Source organism: Gemmatimonadaceae bacterium (genome assembly GCA_035533755.1).
Taxonomy (GTDB): domain Bacteria; phylum Gemmatimonadota; class Gemmatimonadetes; order Gemmatimonadales; family Gemmatimonadaceae; genus JAGWRI01.
On record DATLTC010000099.1, the window covers coordinates 1 to 15,540 of the forward strand.

Genomic DNA, 15,540 nt, shown 5'->3' on the forward strand with positions numbered 1-15,540 from the left:
CGAGGAGTGGCACGGCCACCAGGGCTTCGCCGAACCCGAGCGCCGAGCGAATGAGCGTCGCCACGAGGAGCACCGCCCCGACCTGCAGGGTCATTCCGTCCACCATCAAGTGTCTCCCCCGATGCGAAGAAAGGCCCCGGCGTTGGCCGGGGTGTGGCTCTGCGAGTTCTCTCGTAATTGTCTGGGCGCTGTCTCGTAACCCCACTCCCTAGCCCGAGTGAGTTGTTTTGTAACTTCCTGGGGGCAGGACCGGAAGGGACAGTCCGCAGACGGCGAAGTCGACCTGAGCCTCAAAACGGCGATCCGCAGATACATCGAGTTCGTGCTTGCGACTGATCGCTGGCCAGCGTCCAAGTCGGGCCGCCCGCCTGCTGGGCCTGCCGTATTCGACCCTTCAGAGCACCATGAAGCGGCTGGGCATCCGAGTGCGTTCCGGTCGCGACCCACCCGAGTGAGGCACGTGCGTGCTGGCACGCCCTCCGCCGCGGCGCGGCGGGGATGACGAGCCTCAGCGCTCGGCAGCGACCACGACGAGGGTGATCTTCGTCTGACCGCGGCGAATGCCAAGTCGCACCGACTGACCGGGCGCGATCGCGCTCCACCGCCGTCCGCCTTCGGGCGTGGTGAGCAAAATGCCGCCGATACTCTCCACGATATCCCCGGCGCGAACCCCTGCCCGCGCCGCGGGCCCATCGGCGCGGACCGCGAACACGACGGGCGCCTTCCCGAACGACCAGATTTCCGCCCCGTGCTGGCTCGATTGCACCGTGCACTGGCACGACAGACCGATGCCGAGCCACCCCGGCGCGTGGGCGCGGGGCGCGCCGCCGGTTTGCACCGGCGACCCCGCCACCGCGGGCTCCGAAGCGAGTGACTTCGCCTTCGCCAACTCCCCGCCCGTCGGCACGATGACGACCTCCCGGTCGCGCCCGCTACGGCGAATCGTCAAGCGGAGCGGGAGGCCCGGCCGCGCGTCGAAGAGATGCTCACTTCCCTCGCGTGTGGTGATGAGCGCACCGTCCACGGCGACCAGCATGTCGCCATCGCGCACCTGTGCCGCCGCCGGCCCGTTCGGCCGGATGTCTCGGAGTTCGAGCTCTCCCCCGAGCTGGATCCAGTCGTCGGCCGCATGCACGATCGCGTACGGCGCGATCATGCGCCCGATCCCGAGATCCGGACCGCTGCCGCCGGAGCCGCTGAACACCGCCTGCCCCCACGCCCGTCCGGTTGAGAGCGCCAAGGCTGCCAGGACGATTACCGCCGGGATCAGGACCGTCTTGCGTCGATTCCACCGCATATCACCTCCGCTTCTGAGTTCGCCCCATGCGCACCGGTGTCGATCGGTTTGCTCTTCTTGGTGCCTCAGAACCAGTGGATCGTTGCATCGGCTCGCGTCGGCGCCGACACCTCATCGTCGCATGGGATCCGCTCCGCCCCCACCCCGGATGAGAGGCGCGGGAGCTGCACCGCCGCGGCGCACAGCGTGGTCGCTGCGGATTCGCGCCCGTCGGCCAGCCCGGGGGCGGCCGGATGGGCGCGTGCGAGCGCCGCGAATTGGACCAGCGCGCCGACATACTCTGAGCCGGCGCGCTGCACGCGCAGCTCGGCGCTGCGCAGGTTGGACACCGGGGCCGGCCACGCCCGGACCGCGTCGACTCGCTCCAGGCTAGCGCGTGCGCGGGACGCTCCGGTGATACTCCCGGCGACGAACAGCGCGAGGGCAGCGGCCACGCCGGCGGCGTATGCGGCATATCGTTGCCAGCGCGGAACCGGCAGCATCCCGCGCCGACGCAGCGCCCGCACTGCGCGGTCCTCCTCCCCAGGCGGCGGCGCGCTCTCCCACGGGAGCGACGCCAGGGCCGTCATGAGTTCCGGGGGGAGTCGATCATCGTGATCCATTGCGGTTCATCCTCTTCAGCGGAGCGCGCTCCGCATCGCGTTGCGCGCGTGAGTGAGTTGACTCTTCGACGTGCCGGGAACAATTCCCATGAGCGCGGCGATTTCGTCGTGGGTGTATCCCTCAAGATCGTGCAGGACCATGACGGCGCGCTGCCGTGGTGGCAGCGCGTCCAGGGCCCTCGTCACGTCGAGGCCGTCGCCCGGCGGCGGGGCACCGTCGGCGACGAACTCCAGCGCCGCGTCACCGGCCCACCGCTCGTTGCGGCGCAGCACCTCGAGCGCGGCGTGCGCGCCGATGCCACAAAGCCAGGTGGAGAGGGTCGATTCCCAACGGAAGCGGTCGAGCGCTGCGCACGCGCGCAGCCAACTCTCCTGCACCACGTCGTCCACCTCATGGGCGGTGTGGCCGAGCAATCGCAGTACCACGCCCCGCATCCGCGGCGTGTGCCGGCGATAGAGTTGCCGGAACGCGGCCTCGGATCCGTCGAGGTACTGCCGGGCGAGCGCCCGATCAGAGGCATCGGGAAGTGCCTTCATGACAATGAGGGGCAGCAGACGCCTCGAAGGTTGCAGCCATCCGCGGAGCGCGCAAGCGGAGGGGTGCCGACGCCTCTCCGATGCCGTTCACGAAATGTCGTGAGCGGCTTCACAATGGCTTCCGCGAATTATGTGAAATTGCAGAACTTGGCGTAATTCAGTTGCGCGCACTATCGTCATTTCTTGCACTCTCTATCGTCAGGCAGTCGCGTTGGACATAGAGGGTACGGTGTCCTCGCGCACGAGACGCACTGTGGCACTGCACGAGCCAAGTCCCATGTCCCATCATACCCCAGATTACACAGTCCCGTCTATCGTATCGCGCGCTTCTGGCCACCGGGAAGCCCCGGTCCGCGTCCGGCACGATTCAACCCTTTCTCGCCGTAGATGGGGCGATGGTAGGCGTTTCCTGACCATTGGTGACTCGGATCTGAGGCCCCCACCGACCACATTCCGGAACTCTAGTGTCCACTCATAGGTACAGAATGCTGCGTCGCCGGGACGGCCGGCGATGATGCACTAAGCGGCTGGCCGCCGGGACGTGGCGCACCCGCCAGAGTGGGTCGGTACACTGTATCAGTCCGGGCATGTCGGTGCAGAGCCGTTCGCCGGAAATCACAACCGTCCTGGCCGTCAGGTCGGGGCACGCCCTTTCGCGCCCCTCGAAACGCCATGGGAGTCGTTGCATGACATGGGATCTCACTCGGATCCTACTCTTTCGGTTCACCGCTCTCTGGCTCGGGCTCCGGGGCCTGGCCGCGCTCGCCAGTCTCATGGTCGGCGTTTCCCTGGCACCCTCGGCAAGCGTGAGCTTTCGAATCGCATTACTGCTCGCGCTGGTCGCCTATATCGACATCCGGCGGCGGGGCGAGCGGATTCTGCTCGCCGATCTCACCGTCGGCACCACATCCACGGTCACCGGGGCCTTCTGCGTCGGGCTCCTCGCCGAGGGGATGCTGGGCATAGCCTTCGCAGCATTCTCGCATGCGTTCGTGAGATGACCTTCGCGCCGCGAGAAGTCCTCCGGGCCGACAGCATCGTCGTCACATTCGGCGATCGCAGGGTCCTCACCGCGGCTACGCTGCGCGCCGAAGCCGGGGAAGTGGTGGTCCTGTTCGGGCGCAACGGGGCCGGCAAGTCCACGCTGCTCCACGTCGCCGCCGGACTCCGACCTGCCACCAGTGGGGCCGTGCATTTCCAGGGGGAAGTCTACCTCCGTCCGTCGCTCGCACATCTCGCACGCCACGGGATGTTTCTCCTTCCCGACCGGGATCTTCTATCGGGCAACCTGACGCTTCGTCGGCACATGAGCCTCTTCGCGGCACGTTTCGATCGTCCGCTAATCGAGCAGGCCGCGGCCTTGGTGGGCCTCACAGAGCGGCTGGACCAGCGCGCCGATGCGTGCTCAGGTGGAGAACGACGTCTTGCCGAAGTCGCCCTCGCGTGGCTGCGCGGGCCGACTTGCCTGCTCGCCGACGAGCCATACCGGGATGTCGCGCCGATCGTCGGTGATACGCTGTCACGGGTCTTCCGCGAAATGGCGGATGCTGGATGCGCCGTAGTGCTCAGTGGACACGACAGCGAGACGCTGCTAGGCATCGCTGATCGCGTGGTGTGGTGCACCGCGGGGACGACCTATGAACTCGGTGACGCCGAGCACGCGCGCCGCGATCCTCGCTTTGTGGCTGATTATCTGGGGATGCGTGGCCCGCCGCTGCCCCCCGGGCGGCCCGAACCGCCAGCGGATCGGCCCCTTGAGGATTTCTGATCACCGCGCCAAGACGTATCAGCGTGTCACTTTGCGCGCTCTATCGTAAGTCCCGCGGCGGTCTATCGGAATTGTACCCGACAAGAGGCGTTGCTCTATCGTAATTCGGCATAGGTGCCGGCGTGGCAGCCACCCACGTGATCATACGGGGGGCGCCCCAACGCGGAGGCCCCCTCCGCCAGCCGCCCTCTTCCACATTTCAGGGCCCTAACGACCGCCGTGATACCCGGTCGTGCTCGGCGCCTCCCGTCGCTCCTCGTAGGATCTCCCAACGGGCAGAGGAGTGGCCCGGCTGACGCCAAGGCATGCGTCCCCTGCCTCTGCACGATTTAGTCTTTGCATATTGGCGTGTCGTGGATGTACAGTGTGGCATCGTCCTGCACCGCGGGCGTGCTTCACGGCGCGAGAGTAAGGGTGCCCTACCATTCGCCCGGGACGACCACACAGGCGCATTTTCCGGAGGTCGACGGATGATGACTCCGCGACAGTCTGAACATCGAAGCGGTCTTCGCGTGGTACGATCTGGATGGATGGATGGGTTGCGCCAGGATGTCGTCTATGTGGCGCGCTCACTCGCTCGCTCGCCCGGGCTCACCGCCGCAATCGTGATAACTCTCGCGCTCGGGTTGGGGACCAACGCAGCGATCTTTTCGTTTCTCGACCAGGTGTTCCTCCAGGCGCCTGCCGGGGTTGCTTCCCCGGGGCGTGTGCATCGCCTCTGGATCGAGCAGCCCAGGGGAAACAGTCGCGTGCCATCCATCTCGCAGGCGTTGAGCTACCACGAGTACCGCGTGCTCGATGCGGCGCTCGCCGATCAGGCGCAGCTCGCCCTGTACGCGTTGCGGACGGCGGTCCCGCTCGGGCGAGGCGATGCGTCGGCGACCGCGACGGTCGCGTACACGACCGCGAACTATTTCACCGTGCTCGGCGTTCAGCCGATGATCGGACGTGCATTTGCCGATGCCGAAGCCGACGTGCACGCGCCGAGCCGGGTGGTCGTCATCAGCGACGCGTTCTGGCACCGGGAGCTTGGCGCGGCCTCGGGCGCCGTCGGCACGATGCTGACCATCGACGGTCACCAGTATGCCGTTGTCGGTATCGCGCCCGCACACTTCAGCGGCATCGACTTGCAGCACGTGGACCTCTGGCTGCCTCTGGGCACCTTCCCGACTCACAACGTGGGCCGAGCGCCCTTCTGGGAATCGAACGCGACGATTGCCTTCTCGGCGTTCGGGCGCTGGGCGCCTCACGCCGACCGCCAGGTCCTTGAGGCCCGCGCGACCGATGCATTTCGCCACACGCCACGGACTGACTTTTCGACGAGCCCCACGGCGCAGCTGTCCTTCAGATCGATCATCGAGGCGCGGGGGCCGGGCAGCCGGCCGCAGGAGGTGACGCTCGCCGTTCGCCTGGCGGTCGTCGCGATCATCATTCTATTCATCGCGGGCGCCAACGCCATCAACCTCCTGCTGGCCCGCGCCATGGCCCGACGTCGCGAAGTGGCCGTCAGACTGGCACTCGGCATCAGCCGCGCGCGTCTCGCGCGCTTGTTCGTTGTGGAAGGCGTGCTCCTATCGCTCGCAGCCGGAGCCGCCGCCGTGCTGTCGGCACAGACTACGGCCGCCTTGGTTCGGGGACTGCTGCTACCGGGCACGGAGTTCGCCGACGGCTCGCTCAGTTGGCACGTGATCGCGTTCACCGTTGGGCTGTCGCTCATTGCGGGAATAGTGGCCGGCCTGGTGCCCGCGCTTCAGGCGACCGAACCGGACCTGGCCCGGTCGCTCAGGGTGACTCTGCGCGAAGGAGTCCAGGGACGCGCGCTGCTGCCCAAAGCACTCGTTGGTGCGCAGGCGGCACTCTCCGTTCTGCTCCTGGTCGGCGCCGCGTTGTGTGTGCTCAGCCTCACCAATATCGAGCAGTTGCACATCGGGTTTGATGTTCCGCGCCTGGCGTACGCGTCCGTGCAGTTCCCTGCGGGTGCGCGCCCGGACACCGTCGCCTTCACGAGCGGCATGCGCGCCGCGGGGGAACGGCTGCGCGGGGCGCCGGGGGTCGAGGCGGTGGCCTTCGCGTGGGACGAGCCCATGCGGCGGTTTGGCACCGTCAAGTTCTATACGGCCACGGACTCGTCCGACTCCGGAACCGAGCCGGTGCCGACCGGCAGCTACGTCTCGGCGGACTACTTCAAGGCCATCGGGGTGCCCGTGTTGCGAGGCCGCAGCTTTGGGGACCAGGCGCAGGGCAACTCGGCAGCCGCGGTCGTCGTGAACCAGACCCTGGCACGTACCTTCTGGCCCGGGCAGGACCCGATCGGTCAGTGTATCTACCTGCAAACGCGGCAAAGTCCGTGCGCGACCATCGTCGGAGTGGTCGGTGACGCCATTCGCGAGCGGCTCACAGAACAGCGCGCGCCGCAGCTGTACTTGCCGATCTTTCAGTCCATGCGGGGCGCACGACCGCCCCAGGTCATGGTGATTCGTGCCGATCCCAAGCGCCTGGCCGCAGTGATGGCACAGACCCGGAGTACCCTTCGCCAAGCGTTCCCCGGCGGCGAGCCCGGCGTGGTGCGCATGGCGGATCGGCTCGCGCCGCAATATCACCCGTGGGAACTCGGGGCCAGCTTGTTCAGCGTGTTCGGTGGGCTCGCCATGGTAATCGCAGGATTGGGCATCTACAGCACCGTGTCGTACTCGGTCACCCAACGCGTGCACGAACTTGGAGTTCGCATGGCCCTGGGCGCGGATGCTGCCGATCTGATGCGGGACGTGATTGGGCGGGGGCTCCGGCCCGTGATGAGCGGCGCGGTAGTCGGTGCCGTGCTGTCGCTCGCCGGTGGGCGGTTCGTCGCGTCGCGTCTCTACGGCACGGCCCCATGGAACCCTGCCGTCATCGCGTCCGTCGTGCTCACACTGCTTGGGGCCGGACTCGTCGCGGCGTCGATTCCGGCGTGGCGCGCGGCACACATCGATCCGGTGCGAACGCTGAATGCGGACTGAGGGGTGTTCTGACGCTCACAAACAATTATGATAGAATCCGCAAACAATTACGATAGAGCGCGCAACTGAATTACGATAGAAAGTGCAAATCCACACCCGATGCGAAGAAAGGCCCCGGCGTTGGCCGGGGCCTTTCTCGTGATCCACAACTCCACGAGCGCGCGTTACTGCCGCGCCTACTGCACCGCGTTCACCATGTCGAAGATCGGCAGGTACATGGCCACCACCATGCCGCCCACGACGACGCCCAGGAACACGATCATCACCGGCTCCATCAGCGCCAGCAGGTTGCTCACCGCGGCGTCCACTTCTTCGTCATAGAAGTCGGCGATCTTGGACAGCATCTCGTCCAGGCCGCCCGTCTGCTCGCCCACGTTGATCATGCTGATCACCATCGGCGGGAAGACCTGGCTCTTCTTGAGCGGCGCGCTGATCGTCTCACCGCCGGCGATGCTCGCCCGGCTCTCCATGATCGCATCCTGGATCACGCGATTGCCCGCGGTCTTGGCCGTGATCTCGAGGCCGTCGAGAATGCTCACGCCCGACCCGATCAGGGTGCCCAGCGTGCGCGTGAACCGCGACACGGCCGACTTGCGCAGCACGTCGCCCAGCACGGGCGCCTGCAGCGCCAACCGGTCGATGACGAGTTTTCCGTCGGGCGTGGCGTAGTACTTCTTGCCCAAGTACCCGGCCAGTCCGGCGCCGCCGAACACGGCCCACCAGTACGTCTTCAGAAAGTGCGACAGCCCGATCACGATGCGCGTGGGCAACGGCAGCGCCACGTTCACGCTCGAGAACATGTTCTGGAAGACGGGGATCACGAAGATCAGCAGCACGGCGATGGCCGCGCCGGCCACGGTCATGATCACCGCCGGATAGATCATCGCGCCCTTCACCTTGCGCACCAGGGCGTCGTTCTTTTCCATGAACACGGCCAGACGCAGCAGGATGGTGTCCAGGATGCCGCCCGCCTCGCCGGCCGCCACCATGTTCACGTACAGCTCCGTGAACGCCTTGGGATGCTTGCGCAACGCGTCGGCCACGGTATGGCCCGATTCCACGTCGAACACGATCTGCCGAGTGGTCTCGCACAGCGCCGGGTTCTCGCTCTGCTGCGCCAGGATGTCCAGCGCCTGCACCAGCGGCAGGCCGGCATTGATCATCGTCGAGAACTGCCGGGTGAAGATCACGATGTCGCGCATCCCGACCTTCCCCAACCGCTTCTTCTTGCCCGACCCCTCATCGACCTTGACGACGGTCAGCCGCTGCTTGCGCAGCTGCGCGATCACCTCGTCACGGTTGGCCGCATCGATGGTATCGCTCTTCAACTGTCCGTTCGCGGTGCGAGCGGTGTACGTGAAAGTGGGCATGCCGCCAGTTGCCTCCGGTGATTACCGCTTGGTTCCGGTGATGCTCGGCGTGGGGGACCCGGGCCGCTTCTCGTCCGCTCCGTCCAGCGGCACGCCGCACATGCGCGACAGCTCCGTCGGATCGTGCGAGGCCCGGACGCATTCTTCGAACGTGACCGCCCGGGTGACGTACAGATTGTACAACGCGTCGTTCATCGTCTGCATGCCGTACTTCTTGCCCGACTGCATGGTGGAATAGATCTGGTGGATCTTGTCGTCGCGAATCAACGCCCGGATGGCCGGCGTGACGACGAGGATCTCCGCCGCCATCGCCCGCCCCTTGCCGGTCGCCTTGGGCAGCAGCGTCTGCGTGATGATGCCCTCGAGCGAGAACGCCAACTGCGCCCGCACCTGCGACTGCTGGTGCGAGGGGAAGACGTCGATGATCCGGTTGATGGCCTCGGCCGCGCTGTTCGTGTGCAGCGTGGCGAACGCCAGGTGGCCGGTCTCCGCGATCGTCAGCCCGGCCTGGATGGTCTCCAGGTCGCGCATTTCTCCAATGAGGACGACGTCGGGGTCCTGGCGCAACGCGTACTTCAGCGCCGCCCCGAAACTCTTGGTGTCCGACCCCACCTCGCGCTGGTTCACGATGCACGCCTGGTGCTTGTGGATGAACTCGATGGGGTCCTCGATCGTGATGATGTGCCCCTTCACTTCCTTGTTGATCTTGTCGATCATCGCCGCCAGCGTGGTCGACTTGCCCGACCCCGTGGGCCCGGTCACCAGGATCAGCCCCCGCGGCTTGTCCGACAGGTCGCTGATCACCTTGGGCAGCCCCAGGTCCTGGAACGTCTTGATGTTGAAGGGGATCTGCCGGATCACCATCGACACGCAGCCCCGCTGCTTGAAGCAGTTGCCGCGGAATCGCGCCAGGTTCTGGATGCCGAACGAGAAGTCGAGCTCGTCGTCCATCTCGAACCGCTTCTTCTGATTCTCCGTGAGCACCGAATAGGCCAGCTGCATCGTGTCCTTGGGCTGCATCACCGTGTCGACCCGCGAGTCGGTGATGTCGCCGTCGATGCGCATCTTGGGCCGCTCGCCGGCCGTGATGTGGAGGTCCGACGCGTTGCGCTCGATCACTTCCTCGAGCAGCACGCGAAGATTCAGCGAACTGGGGGTGGCGGGGCTGGTCATCGATCCTGGGGTTGATCCACGTGGGGGCGCGCGGAACCACTGCGCCTACGAATACCGTCGTCCTACCGTCCTACCGGCTGTCACGCCGAGGTCTCCCGGCACATCTGTTCCATCGTCGTGATGCCCTTCATCACCTTCATCCAGGCATCCATGCGCAGCGTGAGCATCCCCTCGGCCACCGCGCCGTCCCGGATCTCCGCCGCGCCAACGTTCATCATCACCAGCTTGCGCATCGCCGGCGTCATCGGCATCACCTCGTACACGCCCTGGCGGCCCTTGAGCCCGGTGCCGGCGCAGGCGTCGCACCCCTTGCCGCGGAAGTACGCCAGCTCGCCGAACGTCGTGTCGAGCGTCACGTTGGCCAGGTACGGCGCCGCCTCCTTGGTGGCCCGCAACCGCGCCGCATCGATGGAATAGTCCGTGAACCGCAGCTCGCGCAGGGTCGTCGTGCGCGTGACCTTGGCGATCGCCAGCTCCTCGTCGGTGGGCGTGTACTTCTCCTTGCACCGCGGGCAGATGCGCCGCAACAGCCGCTGCGCCAGCACCAGATTGAGCGCCGACGCCACGTTGAACGGCTCGAGCCCCATGTCCATCAACCGCGTCACCGTCTCCGGCGCCGAGTTGGTGTGCAGCGTGCTGAGCACCAGGTGTCCCGTGAGCGCCGCCTTGATCGCGATGCCGCCGGTTTCCAGATCGCGGATCTCGCCCACCATGATGATGTTCGGATCCTGCCGCAGGAACGCCTTCAGCGCCGCCGCGAACGTCATGCCCACTTCGTTGCGCACCAGCACCTGATTGACCCCGAACATGTTGTACTCCACGGGGTCCTCGGCGGTCATGATGTTCACGTCGATCGTGTTCACCTTGGACAGCGCCGAGTAGAGCGTGGTCGTCTTGCCAGAACCCGTGGGGCCCGTGACCAGCACCATGCCGTAGGGGTTGGTGACCGCCTCCATCAGATCCTGCTCGGCCTTGGGCTCGATGCCGAACTTCTCGAGGTCCAGCGTCAGGTTGCCCTTGTCGAGAATCCGGAGCACGATCTTCTCGCCGAACAGCGTGGGCAGCGTGGACACGCGATAGTCGATCACCTTGTTGCCCATCTTGAGCTTGATGCGGCCGTCCTGCGGCACGCGGCGCTCGGCGATGTTGAGCGAGGCCATGATCTTGAACCGCGACACCAGCGCCGCCTGCATCTTCTTGGGTGGCTTCATCACCTCGCTCAACGCGCCGTCCACGCGATACCGCACGCGCAGCTCGTGCTCGAAGCACTCGAAGTGGATGTCCGACGCGCCCTTCTTCACGGCGTCGGTGAGGATGGCGTTGATCAGCTTGACCACGGGCGCATCTTCCATCTGCGCCTGCAACGCCGCCGCGGACACGTCTTCCTCGGTGTCCTCCAGCAGCTCCACGTCGCCGTCCAGGCCCATCCCCTCGATGTCCTCGAGGAGCGTGGTCATCTGCGTATCCGTGGTCTCGAATACCTTCTCGAGCGCGTTCTTGATCGTGAACTCGCCCGCGATCACCGGGAAGATGTCGTACCGGGTGATGAACTTGAGATCCTCGAGCACGCCCAGGTTGGTGGGGTCGGCCATCGCCACGGTGAGCGTGCGCCCCTCCCGCTTGAGCGGCAACACCAGATGCTTGAGCGCCAGGTCGCCGGGAATGAGCTTGGCGATGCGCGGATCGACCTCGAACTTGGACAGGTCCACGGCCGGCATCTTGTACTGCCGGGCCAGCATCTTGGTCAGCTCGGTCTCATGGATGAAGCCGAGCTTCACCAGGTTGTAGCCCACCCGGGTGCCGCTCTGCTTCTGCTCCTGAAGCGCCTTCTCGAGCTGTTCCTTGGAGATCAGCCCCTCGCGAACGAGGAGGTCGCCAATGCGTTCGCTTGAAGCGGCGGGTGCTGCCATGGCGGTGGTCAGGAGGGTTGTATCGGTGGTCCATCCGGCCGATCACGGGCATCCGTAATCTACAGAATGCCTCAATCGGGAAGGTGCCGATGCGTAACCTCCCTGTCAAGAACGGCTTACGACCCAGAACCGGGATCGGATTGGTGAGCTACCGCACACGCCCCGAAGGCTTGACGGGCCGGGGACTTACGGGCCGCGGCGTGCCGGAAAAGCTGACCAGCGAATCGAGCCGCGCCGCCGTGGCTTTGCCAATTCCCTTAACCCGCTGCAGGCCGGCCACCGACCCGAACGGCCCGTTGCTGTCCCGATCGGCCACGATCCGCGCTGCCAGGGCCGGCCCGATGCCCGGAAGCCGCTGCAGGTCCGTTTGGGTGGCCCGATCCACGTCCACGCGCTGGCGAGGGCCGGCCGGCCCCCGCTGGACGACCGTGATGCGCGGCACCACCCCCACCCCCGGCGCGCGCCCCTGGGGCCGTCGTTTGGCCGCGCTCTCGGGCTTGGCCTCGCGCGCCCGGCCGGCCGCTGCCCTCAGGCGCCGCGTGGAATCCACCGCCGAGATCTGGGCGTCGAGCGCGCGGCGCGACGCCTGCGGCGGCGGCACTTCGTGCGCGCGCATCACGCGCACGCCGGCGCCCAGGCAGACGACGGCCCCGAGAAAGAGCAGCGCTTGGCGTTCGGCGGGCGTAGGCATGGAGCCAGTGTATCCCCTGCACCGCGCGGCGCCGTCATCGGAACGTTGCCCGGTGGTGCGGACCACCGCGCAAGGGGTGCGCCGGCCAGGTACCGGCGCAATATTGCGCGGTCCGGGCGATCGTCCCCCCTCGCCCGCATTCGGTTCTCACCCCTCCGCTTCATCGGGAGTACGACGATGCACGCGAAATGGATCTTCCGCATGACCGCCGCGTTGGTGCTGAGCGCGGCCGCACGGTCCTCGGCGTGGGCGCAGCGCCCGGCCGACAGCGCGTTTCCCAAGGCGAATTTCGACACCACCTGCGCGCCGTGCACGGACTTCTACGAATACGCGAACGGCGGGTGGCTCAAGGACCACACCATCCCGCCCGACAAGACGAGCCTGGCCAGCTTCGGCATCCTGAGCGACAAGAACCAGGACGTGGTGCACCAGATCGTGGAGGACGACGCCAGCCTGGTGCGCAGCCGTGAGACCAAGGCCGGCACCAACGACTGGAAGATCGGCACCTTCTACATGGCGTGCATGGACACGGCGGCGATCGACCGGTTGGGCATGAAGCCGCTGGCTCCCGAGCTGCGCGCGGTCGCGGCGGTGCACACCACCGAGGACGTGGTGCGGGCCTTCGGCGAGCGCGGCGCCGGAGGCGGTGGACGCGGCGGCAGCGGGTTGGCGCCGTTCTCGCTCTTTCCGGGATCCGACCCCAAGAACGCCAACGACATCATCGTCTCGGCCAACCAGGGCGGGCTCGGGATGTCGTCGCGCGAGGACTATCTCAACGACGACGCGCGCTCGGTGAAGCTGCGCGAGGAATACCTGGACCACGTGGCGCGCTCGCTGGTGCTCACGGGAGAGACCGACGCCCAGGCCAGGGCCGACGCCGAAGCGATCGTCGGCCTCGAGACCGAACTGGCCAGGGTGCAGCTCTCGCGGGTGGCGATGCGCGACCCCAACGCGACGTACCACAAGATGTCGCTGGCCGAGTTCCAGCAGATGACGCCGCACCTGGACTGGACGCGCTATCTGGAGCAGCAGGGCGCCAAGCACGTGACCACGGTGAACGTGCGCACGCCGGCGTTCTTCACGGCGCTCGATTCGCTGATCCCGGCCACGCCGGTGGACACGTGGAAGGCCTATCTCCGGTGGCACGCCACGAGCGGCGCCATGGGATCGCTGAGCGCGCCGTTCCGCGCGGAGGCGTTCCGGTGGGAGCAGACGCTGACCGGCATCAAGGAGCCGCCGCCGCGGTGGCGCGACTGCACGGCGACGACGAACGGCGCGCTGGGCGAGGCCGTGGGCCAGGCGTACGTCAAGCGCAACTTCTCGCCGGCCGCCAAGGCGCGCGCCGCGAAGATGGTGGACAACCTCGTGTCGGCGCTGCACGACCGCATCGACGGTCTCCCGTGGATGAGCGAGGCCACCAAGCAGCAGGCGGTGATCAAGCTCGAGGCGTATCTGCGCAAGGTGGCGTATCCGGACAAATGGCGCAGCTACGCCACGCTGAGCGTGAAGACGGACGCGTACTACGCCAACCTGCGGGCCGTGTCGGCGTGGAACACGGCGCGCAACTGGGAGAAGGTGGGCAAGCCGCTGGACCGGAGCGAGTGGTCGATGATGCCGCCCACGGTGAACGCGTCGTACAGCCCGTCGCTCAACCAGATCCAGTTCCCGGCCGGCATCCTGCAGCCGCCGTTCTTCGATCCCGCCGCCGACGACGCCGTGAACTACGGAGCGATCGGCGCCGTGATCGGCCACGAGATGACGCACGGGTTCGACGATCAGGGCCGGCAGTTCGACGCCCACGGCAATCTGCGCGACTGGTGGACGCCGGAGGACGCGGCCAAGTACAAGGTGGCGGCGCAGCGCGTGGTGGATCAGTTCGACAGCTACGCCGTGCTGGACGGCACGGCGCACGTGAACGGACGGCTGACGTTGGGCGAGAACATCGCCGATCTGGGCGGACTCACCGTGGCGTACGCGGCGATGGAGAAGGCGCTGGGGAACGGCCCGCGGAAGAAGATCGACGGCTTCACGCCGGAGCAGCGATTCTTCCTGGCCTGGGCCCGGATCTGGCGCGGACTGCAGCGTCCCGAAGCCGAGTTGCAGCAGATCAAGACCAATCCGCACTCGCCGGGCAAGTGGCGCGTGGATGGGCCGCTGAGCAACATGCCGGAGTTCCGGAAGGCCTGGGGCTGCACGGACGGCGATGCGATGGTGCGTCCGGACAGTCTACGCGCCGTGATCTGGTAGGCGCGCTACTGGTGGGTGACGAGCCACACGGCCACGTCACCGACCACCTGCAGGCTGTGCGCCGACACCTTGTCGGGCGTGTCCTGCATGGTGTGGTGCCAGCCGTCCGGATACATCGCCGTCTTGGGCCCATAGTTGGCGTCGATCACGTCGATCACGTGCACGCCCTGCTTGAGGAACGGCACGTGATCGTCCCAGAACGTCTCGCCCTGTTGGGCGATGAAGTACCTGGAATAGCCCAGCTGCTTGGCGGTGTTCCAGACCAGCGACACGACCTCGGGCGCCTGGGCGAGCGAATTGCCTTCCTGATCGATGTCGAGGTCCTTGTCGCCGATCATGTCCCAGAGCACGCCGTACAGCGGCGGGTGGGTCATGTCCATATGGCGCGCGTAATAGGTGGACCCGATGAGCACGTCGGGATTGCTGGCCGTGTCGGAATACGTGTTGAAGTCGCCGTAGTCCTCGCCGTCCACGAACAGCAGGTCCACGCCCACGGTGGGGGGCGTCTTCTTGAGCGCGGCCGCGATCTGGATGAACATCGCCACGCCTGAGGCGCCGTCGTTGGCCCCAGGAATGGGCAGCTTGCGGTTGCCGATGACCGGATCGTTGTCGGCCGTGGGGCGCGTGTCCCAGTGGGTGACGTACAGCACGCGCTGCGACAGGTCGGGCCGGATGCGGGCGATGATGTTGCGCATCGGGATCGTGTCGCCGGCGGGCGTCACGTGCTCGAACCGCTGCTCGACCACGGAGTCGCCGAGCTGCTTGAGTTGGGTCACGATCCAGTCGCCGGTCTTCTTCCAGGCGGCGGTGCCGGGCACGCGCGGGCCGAACGCGACCTGCGTCTTGACCATCGCGTAGGCCGCCTGGCCATCGAACGAAGTCTTGGGGCCGCGGAAGCGGTCGCACGACGTGAGCGTGCACGCGGCCAGACACGCGAGAAGGAGCATTC

The 15,540-nt window shown here is 66.7% G+C and carries 12 protein-coding genes; 4 read left to right on the plus strand and 8 right to left on the minus strand.

Going from position 1 to position 15,540, the window contains the following annotated elements; translation table 11 throughout:
* Positions 1–508: 508 nt before the first annotated feature.
* From VNE60_13445 to VNE60_13455, 3 genes are all read right to left on the minus strand, one after another.
* Positions 509–1,156, minus strand: coding sequence for a PDZ domain-containing protein (locus VNE60_13445; protein ID HVB32525.1), 648 nt, complete (start codon positions 1,154–1,156; stop codon positions 509–511).
* A gap of 206 nt (positions 1,157–1,362) precedes the next feature.
* Positions 1,363–1,866 carry a hypothetical protein gene (locus VNE60_13450; protein ID HVB32526.1) on the minus strand — a complete coding sequence of 168 codons (504 nt, stop codon included), beginning with the start codon at positions 1,864–1,866 and terminating at the stop codon, positions 1,363–1,365.
* Between the two features lie 48 nt (positions 1,867–1,914).
* Positions 1,915–2,436, minus strand: coding sequence for a sigma-70 family RNA polymerase sigma factor (locus tag VNE60_13455; GenBank protein HVB32527.1), 522 nt, complete (start codon positions 2,434–2,436; stop codon positions 1,915–1,917).
* 686 nt (positions 2,437–3,122) lie between these two features.
* On the opposite strand from VNE60_13455, the gene VNE60_13460 reads away from it, so the two are divergent.
* The 3 genes from VNE60_13460 to VNE60_13470 all read left to right on the plus strand — a co-directional run bounded on the left by VNE60_13460 (position 3,123) and on the right by VNE60_13470 (position 7,200).
* The gene (locus tag VNE60_13460; protein ID HVB32528.1) at positions 3,123–3,437 is read left to right on the plus strand and encodes a hypothetical protein; all 315 of its coding nucleotides are present in this window, start codon (positions 3,123–3,125) and stop codon (positions 3,435–3,437) included.
* Entirely contained in the window at positions 3,434–4,204 is a 771-nt protein-coding gene (locus VNE60_13465) for an ATP-binding cassette domain-containing protein (GenBank protein HVB32529.1), read from the plus strand. The genes VNE60_13460 and VNE60_13465 overlap by 4 nt, the downstream gene beginning before the upstream one ends.
* A 530-nt stretch (positions 4,205–4,734) precedes the next feature.
* On the plus strand, positions 4,735–7,200 hold the full coding sequence (locus VNE60_13470) for an ADOP family duplicated permease (GenBank protein HVB32530.1): 2,466 nt from the start codon (positions 4,735–4,737) through the stop codon (positions 7,198–7,200).
* Between the two features lie 176 nt (positions 7,201–7,376).
* On the opposite strand, the gene VNE60_13475 is transcribed toward VNE60_13470, so the two are convergent.
* The 4 genes from VNE60_13475 to VNE60_13490 form a co-directional block, all read right to left on the minus strand.
* Complete coding sequence (locus tag VNE60_13475; protein HVB32531.1) at positions 7,377–8,570, minus strand: type II secretion system F family protein; 1,194 nt, start codon at positions 8,568–8,570, stop codon at positions 7,377–7,379.
* Between the two features lie 21 nt (positions 8,571–8,591).
* Entirely contained in the window at positions 8,592–9,743 is a 1,152-nt protein-coding gene (locus VNE60_13480) for a type IV pilus twitching motility protein PilT (GenBank protein ID HVB32532.1), read from the minus strand.
* Between the two features lie 80 nt (positions 9,744–9,823).
* Entirely contained in the window at positions 9,824–11,653 is a 1,830-nt protein-coding gene (locus VNE60_13485) for an ATPase, T2SS/T4P/T4SS family (protein HVB32533.1), read from the minus strand.
* 148 nt (positions 11,654–11,801) lie between these two features.
* Positions 11,802–12,344, minus strand: coding sequence for a ComEA family DNA-binding protein (locus tag VNE60_13490; GenBank protein ID HVB32534.1), 543 nt, complete (start codon positions 12,342–12,344; stop codon positions 11,802–11,804).
* 177 nt (positions 12,345–12,521) lie between these two features.
* On the opposite strand from VNE60_13490, the gene VNE60_13495 reads away from it, so the two are divergent.
* Entirely contained in the window at positions 12,522–14,591 is a 2,070-nt protein-coding gene (locus tag VNE60_13495) for a M13 family metallopeptidase (protein ID HVB32535.1), read from the plus strand.
* Positions 14,592–14,596: 5 nt separating this feature from the next.
* Here VNE60_13495 and VNE60_13500 read toward each other — a convergent pair whose 3' ends face one another.
* Positions 14,597–15,538, minus strand: a complete 942-nt coding sequence (locus VNE60_13500; protein HVB32536.1) for a M28 family peptidase — start codon at positions 15,536–15,538, stop codon at positions 14,597–14,599.
* Positions 15,539–15,540: the final 2 nt, after the last annotated feature.

What these genes read in the sequence shown, in the direction of transcription:
- VNE60_13465 (HVB32529.1), top strand. Translation starts at nt 3,434, where the DNA reads ATGACCTTCGCGCCGCGAGAAGTCCTCCGGGCCGACAGCATCGTCGTC.
- VNE60_13470 (HVB32530.1), top strand. Translation starts at nt 4,735, where the DNA reads ATGGATGGGTTGCGCCAGGATGTCGTCTATGTGGCGCGCTCACTCGCT.
- VNE60_13460 (HVB32528.1), top strand. Translation starts at nt 3,123, where the DNA reads ATGACATGGGATCTCACTCGGATCCTACTCTTTCGGTTCACCGCTCTC.
- VNE60_13490 (HVB32534.1), bottom strand. Translation starts at nt 12,344, where the DNA reads ATGCCTACGCCCGCCGAACGCCAAGCGCTGCTCTTTCTCGGGGCCGTC.
- VNE60_13445 (HVB32525.1), bottom strand. Translation starts at nt 1,156, where the DNA reads ATGATCGCGCCGTACGCGATCGTGCATGCGGCCGACGACTGGATCCAG.
- VNE60_13475 (HVB32531.1), bottom strand. Translation starts at nt 8,570, where the DNA reads ATGCCCACTTTCACGTACACCGCTCGCACCGCGAACGGACAGTTGAAG.
- VNE60_13455 (HVB32527.1), bottom strand. Translation starts at nt 2,436, where the DNA reads ATGAAGGCACTTCCCGATGCCTCTGATCGGGCGCTCGCCCGGCAGTAC.
- VNE60_13480 (HVB32532.1), bottom strand. Translation starts at nt 9,743, where the DNA reads ATGACCAGCCCCGCCACCCCCAGTTCGCTGAATCTTCGCGTGCTGCTC.
- VNE60_13495 (HVB32535.1), top strand. Translation starts at nt 12,522, where the DNA reads ATGCACGCGAAATGGATCTTCCGCATGACCGCCGCGTTGGTGCTGAGC.
- VNE60_13500 (HVB32536.1), bottom strand. Translation starts at nt 15,538, where the DNA reads ATGCTCCTTCTCGCGTGTCTGGCCGCGTGCACGCTCACGTCGTGCGAC.
- VNE60_13485 (HVB32533.1), bottom strand. Translation starts at nt 11,653, where the DNA reads ATGGCAGCACCCGCCGCTTCAAGCGAACGCATTGGCGACCTCCTCGTT.
- VNE60_13450 (HVB32526.1), bottom strand. Translation starts at nt 1,866, where the DNA reads ATGACGGCCCTGGCGTCGCTCCCGTGGGAGAGCGCGCCGCCGCCTGGG.